20 protein-coding genes, 1 tRNA gene and 3 pseudogenes are annotated in these 19,065 nt (G+C 41.3%); 4 read left to right on the forward strand and 20 right to left on the reverse strand.

Annotated features, from left to right (window positions below; translation table 11 throughout):
- Positions 1-101, reverse strand: a pseudogene (locus ACFINA_RS08260) (late control protein); the annotation flags it as partial.
- Between ACFINA_RS08260 and ACFINA_RS08265 the strand changes: the two are divergent.
- The 4 genes and pseudogenes from ACFINA_RS08265 to ACFINA_RS08280 all read left to right on the forward strand — a co-directional run.
- Positions 99-221, forward strand: a pseudogene (locus ACFINA_RS08265) (transcriptional regulator); the annotation flags it as partial. The pseudogenes ACFINA_RS08260 and ACFINA_RS08265 sit on opposite strands and share 3 nt — an antisense overlap.
- Positions 222-302: 81 nt before the next feature.
- Positions 303-833, forward strand: a complete 531-nt coding sequence (locus ACFINA_RS08270; RefSeq protein ID WP_375615395.1) for a helix-turn-helix transcriptional regulator — start codon at positions 303-305, stop codon at positions 831-833.
- An 81-nt stretch (positions 834-914) separates the two neighbouring features.
- A complete protein-coding gene (locus tag ACFINA_RS08275) occupies positions 915-1,442 on the forward strand; it encodes a helix-turn-helix transcriptional regulator (RefSeq protein ID WP_375615396.1) in 528 nt (175 codons plus the stop codon).
- Positions 1,443-1,996: 554 nt separating this feature from the next.
- Positions 1,997-2,086 (forward strand) — tRNA-Ser (locus tag ACFINA_RS08280).
- Positions 2,087-2,201: 115 nt separating this feature from the next.
- Here the strand turns inward: ACFINA_RS08280 and ACFINA_RS08285 are convergent.
- From ACFINA_RS08285 to ACFINA_RS08375, 19 genes and pseudogenes are all read right to left on the reverse strand, one after another.
- Positions 2,202-2,555, reverse strand: a pseudogene (locus tag ACFINA_RS08285) (helix-turn-helix domain-containing protein); the annotation flags it as partial.
- A 64-nt stretch (positions 2,556-2,619) separates the two neighbouring features.
- Complete coding sequence (locus ACFINA_RS08290) at positions 2,620-3,405, reverse strand: DNA adenine methylase (RefSeq protein WP_375615397.1); 786 nt, start codon at positions 3,403-3,405, stop codon at positions 2,620-2,622.
- Positions 3,406-3,478: 73 nt separating this feature from the next.
- Complete coding sequence (locus ACFINA_RS08295; protein ID WP_375607328.1) at positions 3,479-3,697, reverse strand: hypothetical protein; 219 nt, start codon at positions 3,695-3,697, stop codon at positions 3,479-3,481.
- Positions 3,678-3,896, reverse strand: a complete 219-nt coding sequence (locus ACFINA_RS08300; RefSeq protein WP_375607327.1) for a hypothetical protein — start codon at positions 3,894-3,896, stop codon at positions 3,678-3,680. The genes ACFINA_RS08295 and ACFINA_RS08300 overlap by 20 nt, the downstream gene beginning before the upstream one ends.
- Positions 3,829-4,056 carry a hypothetical protein gene (locus ACFINA_RS08305; protein ID WP_375615398.1) on the reverse strand — a complete coding sequence of 76 codons (228 nt, stop codon included), beginning with the start codon at positions 4,054-4,056 and terminating at the stop codon, positions 3,829-3,831. The genes ACFINA_RS08300 and ACFINA_RS08305 overlap by 68 nt, the downstream gene beginning before the upstream one ends.
- Entirely contained in the window at positions 4,053-4,718 is a 666-nt protein-coding gene (locus ACFINA_RS08310) for a lysozyme (RefSeq protein ID WP_375607325.1), read from the reverse strand. Before ACFINA_RS08310 ends, ACFINA_RS08305 begins: the two co-directional genes overlap by 4 nt.
- Before the next feature lie 13 nt (positions 4,719-4,731).
- Positions 4,732-6,441: an alanine-zipper protein gene (locus ACFINA_RS08315; protein WP_375607324.1), complete on the reverse strand. Its 1,710-nt coding sequence runs from the start codon at positions 6,439-6,441 to the stop codon at positions 4,732-4,734.
- A 13-nt stretch (positions 6,442-6,454) separates the two neighbouring features.
- Entirely contained in the window at positions 6,455-6,709 is a 255-nt protein-coding gene (locus ACFINA_RS08320; RefSeq protein ID WP_375607323.1) for a hypothetical protein, read from the reverse strand.
- Positions 6,710-6,718: 9 nt separating this feature from the next.
- Entirely contained in the window at positions 6,719-7,699 is a 981-nt protein-coding gene (locus ACFINA_RS08325; RefSeq protein WP_375607322.1) for a tail fiber protein, read from the reverse strand.
- Positions 7,692-8,684: a transglycosylase SLT domain-containing protein gene (locus tag ACFINA_RS08330; RefSeq protein WP_375607321.1), complete on the reverse strand. Its 993-nt coding sequence runs from the start codon at positions 8,682-8,684 to the stop codon at positions 7,692-7,694. The genes ACFINA_RS08325 and ACFINA_RS08330 overlap by 8 nt, the downstream gene beginning before the upstream one ends.
- Positions 8,684-10,930 (reverse strand): hypothetical protein, encoded by a 2,247-nt coding sequence (locus tag ACFINA_RS08335; RefSeq protein ID WP_375607320.1) that lies wholly within the window; start codon positions 10,928-10,930, stop codon positions 8,684-8,686. Before ACFINA_RS08335 ends, ACFINA_RS08330 begins: the two co-directional genes overlap by 1 nt.
- Positions 10,923-12,686, reverse strand: a complete 1,764-nt coding sequence (locus tag ACFINA_RS08340; RefSeq protein WP_375615399.1) for a hypothetical protein — start codon at positions 12,684-12,686, stop codon at positions 10,923-10,925. Before ACFINA_RS08340 ends, ACFINA_RS08335 begins: the two co-directional genes overlap by 8 nt.
- The gene (locus ACFINA_RS08345; RefSeq protein WP_375608729.1) at positions 12,686-13,741 is read right to left on the reverse strand and encodes a tail fiber domain-containing protein; all 1,056 of its coding nucleotides are present in this window, start codon (positions 13,739-13,741) and stop codon (positions 12,686-12,688) included. Before ACFINA_RS08345 ends, ACFINA_RS08340 begins: the two co-directional genes overlap by 1 nt.
- A gap of 1 nt (position 13,742) precedes the next feature.
- Entirely contained in the window at positions 13,743-14,126 is a 384-nt protein-coding gene (locus ACFINA_RS08350; RefSeq protein ID WP_375614751.1) for a hypothetical protein, read from the reverse strand.
- A 41-nt stretch (positions 14,127-14,167) separates the two neighbouring features.
- On the reverse strand, positions 14,168-15,625 hold the full coding sequence (locus ACFINA_RS08355; RefSeq protein WP_375607318.1) for a hypothetical protein: 1,458 nt from the start codon (positions 15,623-15,625) through the stop codon (positions 14,168-14,170).
- Positions 15,625-16,323, reverse strand: a complete 699-nt coding sequence (locus ACFINA_RS08360; protein WP_375614737.1) for a hypothetical protein — start codon at positions 16,321-16,323, stop codon at positions 15,625-15,627. The genes ACFINA_RS08355 and ACFINA_RS08360 overlap by 1 nt, the downstream gene beginning before the upstream one ends.
- 72 nt (positions 16,324-16,395) lie before the next feature.
- Positions 16,396-16,881 carry a hypothetical protein gene (locus tag ACFINA_RS08365; RefSeq protein ID WP_375615400.1) on the reverse strand — a complete coding sequence of 162 codons (486 nt, stop codon included), beginning with the start codon at positions 16,879-16,881 and terminating at the stop codon, positions 16,396-16,398.
- A 19-nt stretch (positions 16,882-16,900) separates the two neighbouring features.
- The gene (locus tag ACFINA_RS08370; protein WP_375607315.1) at positions 16,901-18,046 is read right to left on the reverse strand and encodes a N4-gp56 family major capsid protein; all 1,146 of its coding nucleotides are present in this window, start codon (positions 18,044-18,046) and stop codon (positions 16,901-16,903) included.
- 97 nt (positions 18,047-18,143) lie between these two features.
- Positions 18,144-19,055, reverse strand: a complete 912-nt coding sequence (locus ACFINA_RS08375) for a hypothetical protein (protein WP_375607314.1) — start codon at positions 19,053-19,055, stop codon at positions 18,144-18,146.
- Positions 19,056-19,065: the final 10 nt, after the last annotated feature.

Here is a 19,065-nt window from a genome sequence, read left to right on the forward strand (position 1 = left end):
AAGCGATCCGACTCGGAAGCGGCGGCAGATAAAGCTTCCTCTTGACATGGATAACAACTGCGAAGACGCCGCACAGGACCGCTAAACCCTGTCTGATGCTTGTTCAAAACATCAACGACACAGAAGAAGTAGAACTTACTTTGCCTCTTCTAAAACTGCATTTAAAGCGTCAAATAGAGGCTGAAAGAGTATATCTAGAAACTACACAAGATACGGCTTAATGCCTCTCTAAGATGAATGGGGGAAGCTCTTTTTAAAATCCTGTAATTTAAAACGAACCTAAATATGAATAAGGAGCATTTTTGGCACGCCCCGAACTAGAACCTAAAACACCATTAGCAAAACGCCTACGTGAAATAAGACGAATCCTCGGAAATGAAGAACGCGGTGCTTTTGCCAAATCTCTTAATTTGGCAAAAAATACGCTTGCAAATTATGAGCTTGGTATAAATGAGCCACCAGCATCTATCGTAATTGCCTATCATAAAATTTATGGCGTAGACTTTCATTGGCTTCTCACTGATGAAGGCGAAATGTTTACAGACATGGAAAAGGCGAAAGCAGCTGGTTTTAAACCACAAACTATCCCTACTGGACTCATGAAAAAACTCGGTCGCATAGCTTATACAACCTATCGCGATGCAAATATAAAACTCCCCTCTGAAGATATAGCGGAATTAGCGGCAGAGCTTTGTATAAAGTTGCAAGAGCTTGTTCAAGACATCAACGACACGGAAGAAGTAGAAGCAACTTTCCCTCTTCTTAAAATTCATTTAAAGCGTCAAATAAAGGCTGAAAGAGTACATCTAGAAACTACACAAGATACGGCTTAATGCCTCTCTAAAATCAATGGGGGAAGCTCTTTTTAAAATCCTGTAATTTAAAACGAGACTCAATATAAATAAGGAGCATTTTTGGCACGCCCCGAACTAGAACCTAAAACAGAACTAGCAAAGCGCTTACGCTTGATACGAGAAAGCTTAGAGTTTAATCGAGATAAGATAGCTACCCGTTTAGGTATTAAAAAAGCAATTTATGACCATGCTGAAAGAGGGACCACTTTTCCCAATGTAAAATTTTTGACTGCTTTATCACAGCAATTAAATATCAACTTAACTTGGCTAATTACAGGTAAAGGCGAAATGTTTAGTGACATGGCAAAAGCGAAAGCAGCAGGTTTTAAAGCACCAACCATACCTGCTGGTCTCATGAAAAAGCTTGGTCGCATAGCTTATACAACCTATCGCGATGCAAATATAAAGATCCCTCCTGAAGATATAGCGGAACGCGCGGCGGAACTTTATGGAAAACTGCAAGATCTTGTTCAAGACATCAACGACACGGAAGAAGTCGAAGCGACTTTCCCTCTTCTTAAAATTCATTTAAAGCGTCAAATAGAAGCTGAAAGAGTACATCTAGAAACTACACAAGATACGGCTTAATGCCTCTTTAATATGAAAAATGAAAGTGGAAATCTTTTTACATTAAAAAATTTATATAAATTATTGATAAAAAATACTTTTTACTAAATTTTATAGATTTCCACTTATATATGGAAATCTTTTTTGCTTTTTTGGTTATTTGGGGCTGATTTTGGAGTCAATTGAACTTTTGGATTGATTTTTTTCACAGGGTCTTCAAAGGCGGTTTTCTGGGCTTTCACAGACTTTTCAAAATTTTTCACAGGGTTTTCAAAGACCTTTCAAAGCCTTCTCTCATTTTTACTATGAAAACGCACTTTTTTCTGATTTTCACTATTTTTCGCTCTTTTTTACAATTTTAGGTGTCAAAATCCATTTTGACAAAACGCGCATTTAATGCTAAATTTTATATATAAAAACAACAAATTATCACGTATTCCTACCTAATGCCACTTAGTATAAAACCTAGTGTCAAACTGCATTGAAACTTAAATAGTTTTACAAAGAACGCTTTAAAATGCGTATTAAAATGATTGACCTTTTGCAAGAAATTTGTCAAAAAGCATATCTAGTTTGGAGGGGTGGCCGAGCGGTTTAAGGCACCGGTCTTGAAAACCGGCGTGCAGGAGACTGTACCGTGGGTTCGAATCCCACCCCCTCCGCCACAGCACTTTTATGGCGCTATAACTTTTTGATTTTATATGACTTTTTTAAAGGTTCGGGATAAATAAATAAAGGTTCGGGAATAGAATTTTTACACTTTCCTTTACAAAATGCATTCTTTTTGCCAGCTTTCTCTAATAATTTTTTTAATAGTTCTAAATCTTCTTGTGAAATAATGTTTATCAGTCTAGAAAACATACCAACAGTTTCACATCTGAAAGTATCAGAAGGCTTTATAATAAAACTTTTGCGACAAGAATCCGACTCTCTTCTCAAAATTTCTGCTACCTCTTGATCTAAAGCATAGAGTTCAATTATCTTTTCCTCCAATCCTACAGGAACAGATTTTTTGCCAATTTCTACAGATGATAAAAATGCTACAGATATATCTAATTTTTTAGCCATATCTAAAAGGCGTTCTGAATGATCAATGCGAAGTTTACGTAAAATTTTGCCAAAGGATGTAAGCATCTAGAAAGTCCTATTAGAGAAGAAATATTTCTTCTGATTCTAACAAATCTTTTTATGATTTTCTTCAATTATTACGAATCAAGAGTTCTTTTCGGGGTGGTTTTTTAGTAAATCCTGATGTCCAAAGAGTCTCAACTTCTAAAAAGTCAAAATCCCTAAAGATCTCTCGAACCGCATCACAATCATTCAGACTCAAGACAAATTTGCCTTGAATACTTTTGAGAACTTTTGCCATACTTACAAAATCATCTTCAACAAAATTCCCAGAGCTATAGCACTTCTTCTTTACAAGATAAGGAGGGTCTAGGTAAAATAAACTGTCGGGTGCATCAAATAGCTCGATAACCCGCTCCCACGACAAATTTAAAATCGTCGTATCAAGAAGCTTCTGTCTAACACGTTTCATCCTCGCTAAAAGCTTTTCGGGATTAAACTCTGCCAGTCTTTTTCTTCCAAAGCTAAAAGAGACATACTCTTTTTTCCCATACATCACACAACGCTGGAGAAATAAAAACCGTGCGGCTCTTTCAACTTTGGAGAGCTCTTCTGGGTCAATCGCAGCAAGATCAAAAAACAACTGTCTTGAACAAACAAACCACTCCAATCGTTTGGCTAAATCATCAAAATAGTTTTGAACGCATTGAAACAGATTCGTGATCTCTCCATTCAAATCATTAATCACAGAATATTTTGCTGGTCTTTTATTTAGAAAAATAACACCAGAGCCTAAAAATGGTTCAACATAGGTTTCATGGTCAATATTATTTAAAATCGGTATAATTTTCTTACGCAGATAGTGTTTACCACCCATCCACGCAAACAGCGTTTGTGTAAAACTTTCCTCTTTCATAAGCGAAGTTCATTCCCTCAAGCTTTTGCAAGCCTAATCATTTTTTCATATTTTAAGGATAAATTTAGTGAGACTAATTCTTTGAAAACCACTGCTTTAAATGTGCAATGACATTATCTAACGCATCCATGAGGCGTGCAAAATCAAGGATAAGCAAAAAAAGAAAAAATGCTATCCACTTCATCAAGCGAGACATCATTTTCACGCTTTGATAAGTGATGATCATTTCTTGAAGCATTTCTTTTTCCGATTCTGTAAGCTCTGTATGTTTTTCAGCTTTTTTTCTTACCATGTTGCCACCCACACAAGCGTTCTCCTTGCTTATTATGTTTTAAGATCTCTCTTGCTAAGCTCGAACTGATGGTGTCGACATCTTGCTGGCTTAAATAAATAGGTAACCAACCAACACAAGAAGAGATATATTTATTTGTCGTGCAACCAACGAGAGAGAGCAGCACGCACATCAGTATCACTTTTTTTGTTAATTTCATTTTCTACCTCAAGACGGGTTGTTGCTGCTTTTAAGGTTTTTTCTGTTTGCTTTTGCTGTTCAGCCTTTTTTCCAAGAGTGAAAGCTTTGGCTAAAACTATAAAAAAAGCGGCTAAAGCCACACCTGTTACCATCAAGTTTCTTTTCATCCATAAGATCATAGGCGGTGCTCCTGAAAGCGTTTAGCAACAAAGAAAATGCCAGTACATGCGGCTAAAACCATAATGGCGGCTAAAGCCCATTGGATTGGTCCATTGCCCGCTAAAAACCCACCAAGACCTGAGAAAGAACCAATAATCGGTGCCAATGCTTCTGCTTTGAGAAACCCTGTTGGTTGTTTCGTTTCTACTGTTTGATAATTAGAAGAAACATAAGCCCCTTTCGCCCATAGCCCTGCCTCAGCTACACGCCGGTGTACGAGACCTTGTAAACGTTTGCCTCCCGCTTTGGTCCATTTCTGCAATTCGGTTGGTACCGCTTCATAATCCCCCCGATTAAGCCTTTTAAGCAATGTAGAGTTTTGGAAAGCTGCAATACCCACATTATAACAAAAGGAAACAAGAGCGCCGAACTGCTCGTCGCTTAAATTCACACAAACTGCTTTTTCTACCGCCCTCTCATATTGCCGCAAATCTGCTAAAAGCATGTTTTCAGCTTTTTTTTCTGTAATCACCATACCTTCAACAACTGTTGGTTGACCGGCTTTTTTCGTATGACCATAACCAATCGTCCATATGCCAGAAGCATCTTGATAAGCCTGCAAGCGCAAACCTTCCCACTTTTTTAAACAGTATAAACAGTCTTTACTTATTTTCCGTACCATTGTTCAATTCACCTTATAAATATACTTTTATGAGTACTGCTCCGTCACCACCGTCGCCGCCAATTTTGTCGCCTCCGGATTTCCCATCGAAATATCCCCCGCCGCCGCCGCCAGCTCCATTGCCGCCACGACCACCTCTACCACCTTTGTAACTCTCACCACCCTGCCCCATGATAGAACCCTTACATTTACCGCCACCGCCGCCGCCGCCGCCAAGAAAAGAACTTCCACCAGTACCAGCTCTCTTGCCGTCTATTCCACTCCCTCCACCATTACCACCAGAAAAAATAAAGCTTTCACCACTGCTGCCGTCCCTGTTTCCTCCTCCATCGCCACCTTTCCCTCCAAAGTTAACAAAAATCATGGAGACGGAATATCCTCCTTCTGCAGTAACAAGCCCTTTGATAATTGTTTTACCACCATTGCATAAAATGTTACTGTCATTGCCTTTACCACCACGACCAATGTAAGCTGTTTTTAATTTATCTAAATCAGAACCTTTCATTTTAACATGCACGCATTGACCGCCGCCTCCGCCGCCATCTTTAACACCACCACCTCCACCGCCCCAAGCCCATACTTCGATATCGGTGTCAGCAGTAATACCATCAGGCAATAGAATATCTCCGCTTTCTGTCATCAGAATTTCAACAGGTTTTCTAACCCCGCCATCATTGTTGCCGCCACTACCGCCGCTGCTATTGCTACTATTTGCTTTGATTGAAGCCATCAGTTTGGCTGGTGAAATAAGTGCATCCACTGTTTTTGTGCCATCAATCCAGTCTTGTTTGGCAAGAGGTTGAATGAGATCAACTTTTTTCTGTACACTATGTGCTGTATCTTGCGCTTTATCGGCTGCTGTTTGCGCAATATTTGCCTCAGCTTTTGCACTGTCTCCCGTTTTTTGTGCTGTCTCAGCCGTTTTTTTTGCATCTACTGCATAAGCTTTTGCATCATTTGCTGTTCTTAATGCACTATCTGCAACGTTCTTCGCTTCACTTGCAACATGAATCCCTTGTTGTGCAACATCTTCAACTTTATCAATTTTTGCAATCTGTGCACGTTCTGGAGGAGTTAAGATAAGATGCTTTTTCCCTTCCTTCATATTCTCCATATCAAAGGCATCTTTTTCTATTTTATCTGGATCATAGACTGATTTTGACATACCAAAAGACTTTGAGCCTACAAAATAACGAATGGTATTTTTGAGATCTACCGGAGATATGGGATAATAAACACCTTCATCCCCCATACGCCATTTTTCCATTGTTGGCTGCGTAGCACTCAACCATCGTAACTTTGATCTTTCCTCTGTGGTTAAGATCTTTTTTGTAGGACCCTCGTGCATATTTTCCATAGAAAATGCATTTGCCCCCACATTGTCGGGATCATATGTAGCAGCCTTCATATCGCCAATCCCTAAAGGCGATATTTTTACCCAACCAGCGCCTGATAAAATCGCATTCTCATGCGCTTCACCACTTGCTTCAATATCGTGAATTGTGACCTTATTTTTGTAAGCAAGGGCTCCAATATCTCTCTTTGCAACAGCATCATCAGCCTTTTTTCCTTGAGCAGCAGTTGCAAAATATTCTACCTCATAAGCTGCTGCACTCCCCACTGAAACTGGTGCAAGAGCCTTACTATTTAAAACACCTTCTTTGACTTCTTTCTTTGTTGCTGGTTCAAGCTTAAATATATGTGTGTGATAGGGTAATGGCATCGCGTTTCATTCCTTAATCAGTTCGTTGTCTTGTTGTGTGAAGAGAGGACTGCAATTCATCAATAAGTTGTTGCATGGTCTCGAGACGTTTATCTGTCGCTTCTTTATATTCTGCCAAAGCGCTTAAAAGATCATGCTGTATGTCGCTTTTGACAAGATCAAGCACCTTATTTAATGGTGCATGGACCATTCTATTGCTTGCATAAAAAAGGACGCGGATTTGCTCCGCGTCCGCAATATCATCAATAGCAGACGGATTATTGATCATTTGAAAAACTCACGATTTTATGGCATAAACAACCGGTACATTAACAGGGCGTGTTTCTGCCTCGCCCGTTGAAGAAAGTGTTATCTTGTGCGTATGCACTCCAGCAGGTTGTGTTGTTCCTCCAAGAACGGCATAGTGATAAGAGGGGTTTCTTCTACCAATATCATTGGCACTCCATCCCACTCCATTATACTGAAACTCGTGTGTATGCTGCCCCGCCGATTCAACACTACAAGCATGTGTGTGCGATTTAAGGCAATCTTGCTGTATATCAGCAAATTTTCTACTTCTGTCTAAACCGCGACCATTATCAAAGCCGCGCAAAAACATTCCTCTAAAGTCTGGAACTTTAAAGGTTGTATCGCTGTTTTTTCCCCATTTATCCCCTATCGCCTTGAATAATTGCGGATAATCCTTGCGTTCATAAGTAGCGCCATCACATAAAAGCCAACCGTTTGGCACTTCTTGCATAGCAAAGGTCGCAATAAAACCGCAAGGAAAGGTTTCGACCTTTGGTAGTGGAATGGGGGTAGGGTTTAAAAGATACCAGCCATCAAGACCTTTTGTTGATACGCCATCATTATAGACTATTTCATAAATACCGCCCGTTTGTAACTCACCACCTATCAATGGTACTATCCCCGTGCTGGTGGCTTTATAGAGTGGCTTTGCTCCTATATTATTCATGTTTATTGTTGTCGTACCAATATTTATACCACGCGCCTTAAAGCGGATAATGATATCGTTTTTATATTTCGCTATCGGCGACACCGTCGTCAACGTGATTGATGTTGTTTGTTCCTTTCCATTCACAATAAACTTTGAGTCAAGAGAACCACCATTATCGGCAAGATATTCACGTATACGCTGCATCATGACCCGCGCACTATCATTAACAGAACTAGGTGGCTGCCCTTCTGCCCAATTAATGATACTATCGGAATTGGCATTTTGATCAGCTGTGAGTGACCAGTCATAAATATCAGACATGATAAGCCCCCGTTCTTCTTAATAGCTCTTCGCGCAATTGCTCTTCTTTTTGCCGCCCATAGGAACCAACAGATTGCCGCCTAGAGGGATCAATGAGAGGTGTTAAATCTGTCGGTCCCCCAGTCGATTGTGAGAAACCCGCCATGACTGGTTGCTGTAACATTTGTTGCTGTACCATCTGTGCCTGCTGTTTTTGTCGTTCTCCATTCTCTCTCATTAAATGAAGCAAACCGGAAAAGCCCTTTTTAAGAGCACCTGCATCAATACCTTGTGCTTGTAATGGTGTAGTTTCCATAACCTGTCCTGTTAAATTGTCTCTGCTTTCAGGTGCCATCATTCTGTTTGGGAATGGCGTGTCATATGCCATCAATTGGTTGCCCCCTTGATCACCTTGCCCCACTTGATTACCTTGAATTGTCTTTTGAAGCCTCTCAAACCCACGCAAAGGCCCCATCTCGTTTGGTGCTGCTTGTCCATTGCTTTGGTTTTGCTGTATCGTTCTCTTCAAAGCATCTCCCGTTTTATTATAAAGCCCATAAATATGATTCATAAAATCCCCTGCTGTAGCTTCCATATTGCCACCGTTGAGTGTGACTGCCTGTCGACCTAAAAGCTGGCTTGCTGGAATATGTGGATTTTTGATAAGCTTTACTGCTCCTGCTGGTCCTTGTTGGTGTGCGAGGTAAAGCTCTGCCTCTGATGGCTCTCTGCCTAATGCTGTGACTAAATAACGCGTATTATCCTTCGTTAACCGTGCCATAGCATCGGTTGCTTGAAAGGGATCAAACTTGTCATTCAGTTGATAGTGTTTTGCTGTTGAATCTAAAAATTGATACAGCCCCCCTGCACTGCTGTTCTTATTTCTTGCATTTGGATTACCATTACTTTCTATCATAGCAACACGTTCAAGAAAGCTTTCTGGTAAACCATATTTTTGTGCTGCCTGTGAGATAGCACGCTTCACATTAGGATGAAAATTGATCATTAGTTTATAACCGTTCTATCAACGCTGCTATTCAAAATAATGCCAACAAAATTAATGAATTTCGTATAATTTTCTCGTGTTATTAAGCGTTTCTTTTCTGCTTCATGAAACGTCTTAATTAATTCAACAGCTTTTTCTCTTGCTAACCCAAAATCTCCTTTTTCCCGCGCTGTTATAAGCGCTGCAATATCTCTCTCAGTATCTTTATGGACGCTTGAGAATTTGCGTCCAAATTCTCTTGCGAAATTTTTTACAACTGCCTTGATGAAAGCAATCTTTCCTATACCCATAGTCTGTTGTTCCCCCCTCTCTTCCACTTCACCTATATGGTTTGGCAAGCGTGCAAAAAGCTTTGTTCTTTCCACTTCTGGTCGCAACACTTTCATAAGTTGCTTAGCTTTATCTTCACCAAAAATACGCTGTAATTTTTCTTGACCATTTTTTGTGTCAAACAAACTCAAAAGATTGTGGTCAAAATTCTGTGCATTGCCTGCCGCATGTTCTACTTGCGACCGTATACCTTTTTGAAACGCATCTTTTTCCATCAACCCAAAATCCGAAAGTTGACTGTTGATTGTGTCGAGATTAACGCTCTTCTTCAGCGCTTGCTCTCCCTGCTCGAGGGCATCACCAATAGTACGCTCGTCATAATAAATTTTCCGTGCTTTAGCATAATCTGGAGAGGACATATCCAAAACGTCCAGAATGCGTTGTTTGAACAGAGTCAAATCTCGCGCATATCCTTGTTTTCCTTTGATGCGCGCAGAATTAATTTGATCATCCAAAACCTCTTTCATCTTATGTAAAATTCGCATATTCAGCTTTGGATATCCATTGCTCCCTATAACTGTTGCATCCGCTTCATTTGGCATTTGCGCAATTGCTTTTTTATAGGCTTTTTGGAAGGCAGGAGTTTCTTGCAACCGCGATAAATCTTCACGAACAGCATTAGAAATGGGAGAAGCTTTCGCCCTCTCATAAAATGGTTCAGCCTTTTTCTGTGCTTGTTTGATAATCTCTTGCTTTAAATTAAGCGTATCTACTTTTGGACCCATCACATCTGTCAACGCATTCTTTACCCGCAATGCACTCGCATCTTGCCTTTCATTCAAACGATTACTTATAAGCGAATATGTATCAGAATCTTTTTTTGCTGCCTTAAAAGCTCTTGTAGCAAGCTCATCATGAAGATCAATAATCATTGAATCAGGACCTCGCTGTTTTAATGCCCTTTCAAGTTTATCAACACCTTCATCCCCTAAAGTTTGGCTTACATCCCTAAGCGCTCTATCGCTTATCTGAAATGCTTCTTTTTCTACACCTTGTGTTATTGGTTCAGTTTTACCAAACAATTTCTCAGCTGTTTTTTTGACAACAGCAGATGTGTTCTTAACACCAGAAGCCGTTACTTTGAATGGTTTTGTAACAAAAGGTGTAACCTTTAAAGCAGAATGTGCCACAAATGGTGTTGCAACGCCTAGCCCTGCACCAAACCCAGCAGACACTAGAGTATCTGCAAGCCCTTCCCCTTCACCACTGCCTGCTATTCCACCATAAATGGCTCCAGTTTTTGCTGCACGCCCTAAGCTAAATTTTGCCGCCTCTTTACTTGCTACTGCTTTCATTGCTGCTTCACCTGCAGCTTTTGCTGCTGCCCGTTCCGCACCCTCTGCTAAAGCAGATTGCACCGCCCTTTCTCCTGCTGCTAAAGCTTTACTGGTTATTTGTGCTCCTGCAACACCAGCTCTACCTCCCAGCACAACATCAGCCCCAATTGCCGCACGAGCAGCAGCAGTAGCCCCTGCCGCGGGTGGAAAGAGGGCAGAAGCAATTACGGGTGCCGCAGCACCCGTTAAATTCCCCGCAAGAGATGCATAAAAATGATCTCGGTTCGCCGCTCTTTGATAATCACGCCATCGCTTTGTCACTTCATTATACTTTTTGACTGCCTCTTTATCTCCCATCCAATAAGCAATAGGACCCGCTTCTGATATTCCGGCTATTTCATCATCATAGCCCATAGTTAACCCGTGAAGAGCTCCCCATCCAAAAGCACCCGCAACACTTGGATGTGGACCATCTTCTTCTGTTTCCTCTGTTGCACCATTATTTCCTGTAACAGAACCACTTAGCCTTTCCTTATTCTTCGCGAAAAGCTCTTGAAGCTGTTCTGGTGTATAGTCACTTATATGCCCAATGACTCTTGTGTTTTTACGATTAATAAGAGGGGGGATTACTTCAGCCATTGGTTTGTTTCTCCTTAATGCGTCCATCTCTATCAACGAACAACATGCCTTCCGGCAATGCTTCTATCTGTTTTTCTAGTGGATCATTTGACTGTGCATGATTTCCCTTATAAGCATCTTGCCCATAGGCGGCTCGAACGAGCTCGTTTGTTGCTTCTGCACCACCAAAAAGAATTGCGCGCGTTGCTGCATTGGATTTATTGAAAGTGTCAATAACTGTTTTTAAAGATTTCTTCATTTGCTCTGCAGAAAGATCTTGATACAGTGCTGCTACAGAGTTTTGCAATGCTTGCAATTCCATATTAGACAAATTCCCAAAACCAGATGCGCCATTTGGTGAAAATGCTTTTGCTTTTCTCAAGGCATCAAGCCCGATACTTGCCTTCAATGAATCGAGCATATGCCCAAAATCTTTTGCCTTAGAATTAGGAAGGAACGACCCTATAGAACCCGTGAAACCAACAACATGCGGGTGTTCCTCAATAGTTTTTAGCAATTCTTTAGATGCTGAGAGTATACGATTTGACCTGTCTGCTGTTTCCAGAATTCGCATTTGCATTTGTTGGTTTTTACGCTCCTCCTCCTTCTGTTCTTGAATTAATTTATGTTCTGAACCACTGCCTGCAATTGGCACCGCACGTATGCCACCAAGTGCATTTTCATCCTTAACATACATATAACCTGATTCAGGCTTTGACAGCATGCCATCAGTATTTCCCCCTAATCCAGAAGCAGTGGAACGTTGTCCCCCTTGGACTGGGATAATTTTCCCTGTGCTTGTTGAGACTTGGAAAGTCATATCCTCAGGCAATCCTTGCTCTGCCTTTTCTTCTGATGTCAATGTTCTATAGCCTTCTTGAGGGCTTAACGTGTTGCCTATAACTTTCATGGCAAGATCTGGATATTGCATGATTGCTTGTGCGTCTTTATCATCGTATCCTTTAGAGCGTAAAAACTCAAAAATTGGTCTATTTTGAGCACGTACATTATTGCCCTGCCGCATAACAAGCGCCGCATTTGAAAAGCTTTCTTGCGGTGTTTTTCCTGATGCTAACCCCGCAAAAAAATCCATGAGATGCTCGGAAAATTCTGATTTTCTAAAACGCTCCCATAAGCTGCTTGGATTTGCATCTTTATGAATAAAGTTCCCAACGGCGTTTACATAATCGGTTGCCTGTTCTGGCATATCATTTGCTTTTAAATGCTCCTCTTCTGGTAAGTGTGCATTCAAATGTTTTTCTTCTCCTATAGGTGCATCAAAAAGCTTTTCCTCATCATTTCCAGAATCGTTTTTCAAAGAGTTTGCCGCTATAGATTTCTCATTAAGTTGAGCAATATAATCCATCACATCTTTTTGCTGTCGCCCAGCTTCATCCCCACTATACTGATCAATGTTCCCAACAAGTGGAGATTGAGGAATCATTGATGCAACACCTCCCTGCTCTGAGAAGTCATGCTTTTGTTGCTCTGGCGCCTCTTGTATCTTAACAGTATCCTTTGAAGCATCCGGTAATGGAGGCATTTGGCGCTTTAAATCATCTGTAGACATAATCAATTCTGCGGGCGTTTTTTTCCCAGCTTGTTCTGTCCCTGTTTGAGAACCACGAATAAGCTCTGTAGGACTCAATTTTTGTGGAGTATCAGCCCCATTGCTCGCATCAAAAGGGTCTGTGCTAAAAGCAGCAAGTTCCAACGCTTTACGCTTTCTATAAGCTTTTTCACGCTCTAATGCATTTAATTCTTCTCGCCAAAACATCACTGCACCCTTTCCATTTCAAATCCAAGCTTGCTATAATCCACATGCAAAAAGCCTGTCGTCTTATGCAAAAAAACAGCTTTAGGATTTGTCTTCAAAACATCCTGCGCCATCACCCCGCGATAGCGCTCTGGATAACCTTTGTAGTTGTATTCATAGAGTGTATAGCCATTTCTCTGCCCAGCCTCTCTGATGTTTTCTTTTGCTCTGATGTCACTAAGCCCAGCAAAAGTACCAAGGATAGTTCCAACATTTCCAACAATCTCCCATGGATTAGGTTTTGGCTGTGGAGTCAATGTCGTCATTTGTCCTGTTCGCGTTCCATAATTTCCAGCAACAGCCCCACCAGCTGCAAGCAACTTACTTAACTGGTCCCAATCAAGATTGTTCTGCTGCTCCCATTTTTGCCGCTCTTCATCCAATTGCCGTTGATGATTGGCATCAAGCACACTCCCTCCCGCCAATGCATTGAGATTTGCCTGTCCTTGACCTTGAAAGAAGTTATTAGCGCCCGCCAACTGATTTTGATTGGCTTGATCAATCATTCCATTAGCTTGCATCATATTGTTGACATCTTGGTTATATTGCTGTGAGAGAGCTTGTGTTGCTATGCCCCCTAATTCATCAGCCAAAACGCCGGTATGTGCACCAGAACCATAACGTCCAGCACCTGCCAATGAACTATTAATAGAGCTTGTTGCTTTATTTAATGCGTTTTGAAGTGCTTCATTAAAGTAAGGGTTATTGCCTATTTGTTGCCCTGAAGCCATGTTCTTTAAGTTTTGGCTTGTTGAATTTTGCCCTGTGGCTAATCCATTTAAAGTGTTGTTATCATAGTTATGCGTATTATTGCTAAGCCCATTAATCGCATTTTTTGTTTGATCACTTAAACCCGCAACACGCTGCCCGTCATAAACGGCTTTTCCGCTGCCTTGGTTATAAAAAGTCATGGCATCTTGAGCTGCGTGTTCAAAAATACCTTTTGCCCATGCAGGGGGTTCATTTGTTTGCGTCGTGTTTTGGGTATTCTGGATTGGTTTAGAACTTTTTCCCATATTAAAGCTGCTTTCTATATTCTAAAAGATTAACGAGATATCCATGCGATTTAAGAGATTTTTCCCACCCTCGCCTGCCTATGATGACAAGCTCTTTTGCCCCTTTTTTCTTGTAATAGGCTTCAATCTGAGTGATAAGCTTTGTTAAGGGCGCTCCTCCCTTTCCACCAAGCGTGACAACAACCGCCCTTAATGCTCCAGTGACGAGTTCTTGTAACTGTGTTGTGACATGCGCCATAAAGTTTTCATGCGCATCAACGATAATCCAAAGAACTTTTTCTCCCTTCAAAATATCGTTTAAAATGGTCTCTGTATTATAATCATCAGGGAATTTTTGATTAAAATAAGCTATCGATTTTATGACATTGTCAAAATAGGGCGCCATTTGTTCAGCGCTCCATTTTTCTGTATTATAGATCTTAAAACTCATCTTATGCCCGCGGGTTTCAGCGTTACATCAAAGCCTGTTATATGCGTCCATGGCGTACCTTCTGGTATTCTCAGACGCAAAGCGTGATAACGCGCCCGTGAGCGGATATTATACATCCCAATATTATAGCCGGCATAACGCTCTTTAGCCCAATTTAATTGGTTCTTGTTATCAATGATAAAAGCCGCTCCAACACTTAAAAAACCATTTGTGGTATCCGCTTGAACAAAAGCCTCACTCATCAGGTTGATTTGCCTGCCCGTATCCCCCACAATTTGTGAAGCAATAACTGCTTCCATCGGAGGACCTGCAAAAAAACCAAATGTGTTGTCTGGCGTAAAGGCTCCCAAAACAGGCGCACCATTTTGCCACATTTTACTATCAAGAGAAGCTGGTAAATCTTTCAAGCTCTCTTGTACTTCGTCTAAGCCTTCTAATGTATAACCAGCAGCAAAGAGGGGAAATAAGAGAAGGTTCTGCCCCTTAATGACACTCCATATTTGCAAGAGCCAATCATAAACATAAATATGCATACCTTCAGTGTTATCATTGATAGAAAAATAAACACGAGAATAGACCGGATCAATACATGCCCTCATCTCATCAATGGCAAAGTTATTGTAAAGTGTGAAGATGGTTTTATCGACTTTGCCAAAACCAATAGGGAGCATTTCACCAGCACTGTTGATTTGATAAAAACCATCATCAGAGACAAAAAAAGTACAGTCTCCACGGCTTGCAATTGCTGTGCTGCTTTTAGCTCCTATTTTGTCTTTTATTTTTGCAAAACTGAATATAATTTTAGAGCCTGGTACAAAGGTTGCGTGATAAATGGCGGAGCGCATGAAAATAAGCGGATTTGTTGATTCCGTAGATCCTTGAACATATTCTCCATCGGGAAAATCTTGATAATCGCAATTTTTCTCCCCAACCGTCCAATGTGTCGCATCATTCAAACCTGACCACTGAACACGGTTTGGCTTATCTGTTAATTGCATCAAGCAAACAAAATCACCCCACACACGTACAAGTCCAGCACGCGGAGGATTACCGCTCAGATCACAAAACCTTTCATCCGTTTTTAACGAAAGCATTTGTGGTGGATCATTGCTATTAACAGCAATGATATGATCACCAAAGGAGGCAAAAGACCAAAGTGCAGTTTCATTGGCGTGATATTGTGTGTAAGGTTTGCTAATGTCTTTCCAGCCGCGCGTGCTGTTGTCATATTCATAAAGTTTTGTTGGTGCCCCCACAATGATGCGAACACCACCCAATGAGCGCACCGCATAGACCCCCAAAACCACATCCGGAAAAGGATCTGAGACCGGCGCCACAATAGGAAACGGAATATACGAATTTGGTGCAGGTAAAACGTTCACAATCTCACTAGAATAACCACTATTAATAAATGCAACATCTGGTCTATACTCAGCAATAGGAATAAAGGTCATCAGAAATCCGTGTGTTGAATTTTTAACAAATTCTTGCGCCGTGATGTTTCAATTTGTAGCGCATCGAGTTGCTCTTGAAACATGGCAAAAGCTGCCGCTGCCATCTGTGGTTCTTTAATAATATTGGTATAAATTTCATACTTTGCACGCGTTTTGATCAGTTCATAGGCTTCTAAAAACCATATGGACGCTTCTTGTGCACTCTCAATATCTTTTATTCTTATAGGGTCAAGAATAAGCCTGATAGAATAAACTCGCTCTGGTGTTGGATACAATACAAGCTTTTGTTCAAAATAAGCATAGCGTGTCGGCATGCCATGGCTACAATCATCCTCAAGATTCTCAATAAAAAGCGGATCTGTATGCAAAAGCTTTGATTTGCTGTGATTATCTTCATAAATGTAAGCATCAACAATGCGAACAGCCCCTGTCATTGAAGGATGTGTCTCTGCACCATAACGGCTTTTTCCCTTTATAGTGGTAAAAACAACTTCGCGGCTTTCATTGAAATAAAAAGGCAATCGTTCACAAAAGCGAATAGCCGAAAATATCGCCCTTTGCACTTGATCAACATACTCATCTGTTTGATCATCTATTTCATCCTGAATATCGTTTAACATCTGGATAAAATTTTTATCCCAAGGAGCAATGGTCTGTTTGTCTCCAATCGGACCACCTGTCTGTACTATTATTGTCATATTACCCTCTTCCAAATGTCTTGCGGCATCTTGTATGGGAGGGGGACGCAAGCAACAAACGCCCCCTTGCCTTTAACGATTTGTATAAAACTCAACAATCACCTCAACATCACCTTTGGTGCTTTTCTTGTCTCGTGTCATGTAAATCGCACTTTCAGCTTCTAATGGAACATCTCGTTCCTTCATAGGGAGGTACAGATTGCTATTGGAATATTGCGTAAGCCCTATATTTCCATAATCATTACCATGAGGCTCTTTTCCAAATGTAGCTTTTACATCTTCAAAATCCTCCATGGGATAAGCTGTAATACTTTTTATAAAAGCCCCTCGGGGTAGAACGCCAATTTTCGTTATCAACCCTTGGTCCGTACATTTAACACGCGCCCGTAAATAACTAACCTGCTGCGTAGAGTTGTTGCGTCCCTGCAAAACAGGTGGCAATCCCTCATCTGTCATCTCAACAATTTCAATAGGTTCAACAATTTCAATAGGTTCAACGGTTTCAATAGGTTCAACAGTTTCATCAGGTTCCTGTGTAATTAGCGATTTTTCTGCCATAATTGTCATCCTTTAATAATTAGCTTGCTTCAGCAAAAGAAGGGATGACAATGGTACCAAAATCCTGTCCCCCTTGATCAGAATGAGGCAAGGTGTAGCGTGATTTTTTCATGCCGATAATGGTCTTTGCCGCCAAACCAAATTCACGTTGATAATCAAACAATTCTTCAACAAGTTTATAACGTGTACCACCCTTTTTATCATCACCTCCTGTTGCACCATTGCCAATGCGTCCATAAGCCATGATGATACTTTGCGCACCAAGCAAAATAGCACGACGAACAGAGGGAACAGGCTCTTGTGTCTTTGAATTAACACCATTGGGGACATGTTCAGCTTCACGCAAAATAACACCATTATACATCCCTAAAGAACCATTAAAAATTGGGTTCTTAGCTCCAGAGCCATCATAAGCTGCCTTGGTAATGTCTAACCATTGACCACTCTTTGTATTGGTACGCAATTGAGTTACCTGTATTGGGTGGAGATACATCACATATGCCGATTTCCCATCAACACGAACCGGACGCAAACGTGGATTAGCAAGTTTAGCGCGTTCAACAGCCCGATCTATAAGATCTAATGTAAAAACATCATCTTTTGTAAGCTCTTCATCAGTCTTTTTCTTATTCGGACGAATAACACGCAATTTGCTTGGCTCTGATGGCGCGTTAAAACCATAATGCACCGGTTTAAGCGTTATGCTGCGCCCTTCAAAATGCATCCATGGTGCTGTATAGCCTGCAGCCTGAATGAAAAACATCATACTTAAACGGTCTGCATACCAATCAACCAACCCATCTTTTGCTTCCTTACGCAAATTAAAGGGAACACGTTGTTGATCAATAGAGCCTTCATATTTGATGCGCACAGCATGAGTAAGCTCGTTGATGCGCACCTTTTCATTCATAAATTGGAGGGCTTCTTCATTGCCTTCCAGCGTTTGTCCCTCGCTAACGCCATCCCCCATAAGTTGGACTCTTAATCCGCTCGTCACAGAGTCACCAGCGGATTTTCCTAGCACATCCAACACTTGGATAATGCTGTTTTTGCTCTCCCCCATCAGCGGTGTAATAGGCAACGCTTTTGAGGTCTCTGTGTTTAGCATCTTAGCCCAAACGCCAACGGCTAATGGGTCATTGAGCTTTACTTCTGTTACTGCCATTTCAATCAATGCCTTTCTTGGTTTTTAAAACTCGCCTTGCGGCTATCCCAAACGATAAAAATCACTTGGTTCTCTCTGTTGCGTCACCACGCACATCTCACGCTCTGCTCATAATTTGTTCAAATTTTTTGGGATTTTTCTCAACCCATACAGCAAATTCTGCTTCCGGCATGGAAAAAAGCGTTCTCACATCCATACCGCCTGTTGGAACTTGTCCGCCGCGCGCTGTAAGTGTCCGCGCTGCTTGAGAGCGCTCTTGAAGGGCTCCCACTTCGTCCTTAACGGGCGCTCCACTATAGCCAAAAGCTTTCGCTTTTTGCACCAGCACCTCTATTGGGTTTATACCGGCTTTTTGGCATTGTTGGCATATCTGACGCAATTCAACACCAATTTGCTGTTGCCGAGCCATGGGGTCTTTCCATTGTGGATAAAGATCTGCCTGCGCTTGTAGGACACTGTCTGCTCTTTCATAGAGATAATCGGTGATACTGTCTAAATCCGGATATTTATCTTGTACCTGCGCTTTGGCTTCCTCGAAATAATCCCCTAATTTTTGGCGTTCATATTCCTCTTGACTCATGCGCTCTTGGCTCTCTCTCATATGAGAAAACTCATCAAGCAATTTCTGTTGTTCTTGTACCTTATGACTAAGCCATGCAACATGTGCTTTTGGATTGTCTTCTAGGGAGGGAACATTTTCCTCACGGCGGCGCGTGACTTCTTCCTGCATTGCGGCATATTTTTGCGCAAGTTCAATAGCCAATTCACGCGCTTCAATGGCGCTTTGTTCTGCCTTTTGGCGTGCTTGCCGCTCTTGCTTTAGTTTATCAGATTCTATTACATCAGAATTTGGCTGCTCCTGAAGCGGTTCTACAGCTGGCTGTTCAGAACTTTCCTCTGCATCAAAAACTTCCTCAACTTGTTCAAGCTCGACCAACTCAACAGCATTATCACTGGCAAAATGTTCATCATAGATTGCTTGTTCTTCAGGCGTAAACTCTTCTTCCATATTCTGTCCC

Source organism: Bartonella sp. AC10YNML, from assembly GCF_042196825.1.
Taxonomy (GTDB): domain Bacteria; phylum Pseudomonadota; class Alphaproteobacteria; order Rhizobiales; family Rhizobiaceae; genus Bartonella.

Bases quoted from the DNA above. Each gene is read 5' to 3' on its own strand.
- ACFINA_RS08290 (WP_375615397.1), bottom strand. From the start codon at position 3,405: ATGAAAGAGGAAAGTTTTACACAAACGCTGTTTGCGTGGATGGGTGGT.
- ACFINA_RS08295 (WP_375607328.1), bottom strand. From the start codon at position 3,697: ATGGTAAGAAAAAAAGCTGAAAAACATACAGAGCTTACAGAATCGGAA.
- ACFINA_RS08300 (WP_375607327.1), bottom strand. From the start codon at position 3,896: ATGAAATTAACAAAAAAAGTGATACTGATGTGCGTGCTGCTCTCTCTC.
- ACFINA_RS08305 (WP_375615398.1), bottom strand. From the start codon at position 4,056: ATGATCTTATGGATGAAAAGAAACTTGATGGTAACAGGTGTGGCTTTA.
- ACFINA_RS08310 (WP_375607325.1), bottom strand. From the start codon at position 4,718: ATGGTACGGAAAATAAGTAAAGACTGTTTATACTGTTTAAAAAAGTGG.
- ACFINA_RS08315 (WP_375607324.1), bottom strand. From the start codon at position 6,441: ATGCCATTACCCTATCACACACATATATTTAAGCTTGAACCAGCAACA.
- ACFINA_RS08320 (WP_375607323.1), bottom strand. From the start codon at position 6,709: ATGATCAATAATCCGTCTGCTATTGATGATATTGCGGACGCGGAGCAA.
- ACFINA_RS08325 (WP_375607322.1), bottom strand. From the start codon at position 7,699: ATGTCTGATATTTATGACTGGTCACTCACAGCTGATCAAAATGCCAAT.
- ACFINA_RS08330 (WP_375607321.1), bottom strand. From the start codon at position 8,684: ATGATCAATTTTCATCCTAATGTGAAGCGTGCTATCTCACAGGCAGCA.
- ACFINA_RS08335 (WP_375607320.1), bottom strand. From the start codon at position 10,930: ATGGCTGAAGTAATCCCCCCTCTTATTAATCGTAAAAACACAAGAGTC.
- ACFINA_RS08340 (WP_375615399.1), bottom strand. From the start codon at position 12,686: ATGTTTTGGCGAGAAGAATTAAATGCATTAGAGCGTGAAAAAGCTTAT.
- ACFINA_RS08345 (WP_375608729.1), bottom strand. From the start codon at position 13,741: ATGGGAAAAAGTTCTAAACCAATCCAGAATACCCAAAACACGACGCAA.
- ACFINA_RS08350 (WP_375614751.1), bottom strand. From the start codon at position 14,126: ATGGCGCCCTATTTTGACAATGTCATAAAATCGATAGCTTATTTTAAT.
- ACFINA_RS08355 (WP_375607318.1), bottom strand. From the start codon at position 15,625: ATGACCTTTATTCCTATTGCTGAGTATAGACCAGATGTTGCATTTATT.
- ACFINA_RS08360 (WP_375614737.1), bottom strand. From the start codon at position 16,323: ATGACAATAATAGTACAGACAGGTGGTCCGATTGGAGACAAACAGACC.
- ACFINA_RS08365 (WP_375615400.1), bottom strand. From the start codon at position 16,881: ATGGCAGAAAAATCGCTAATTACACAGGAACCTGATGAAACTGTTGAA.
- ACFINA_RS08370 (WP_375607315.1), bottom strand. From the start codon at position 18,046: ATGGCAGTAACAGAAGTAAAGCTCAATGACCCATTAGCCGTTGGCGTT.
- ACFINA_RS08375 (WP_375607314.1), bottom strand. From the start codon at position 19,055: ATGGAAGAAGAGTTTACGCCTGAAGAACAAGCAATCTATGATGAACAT.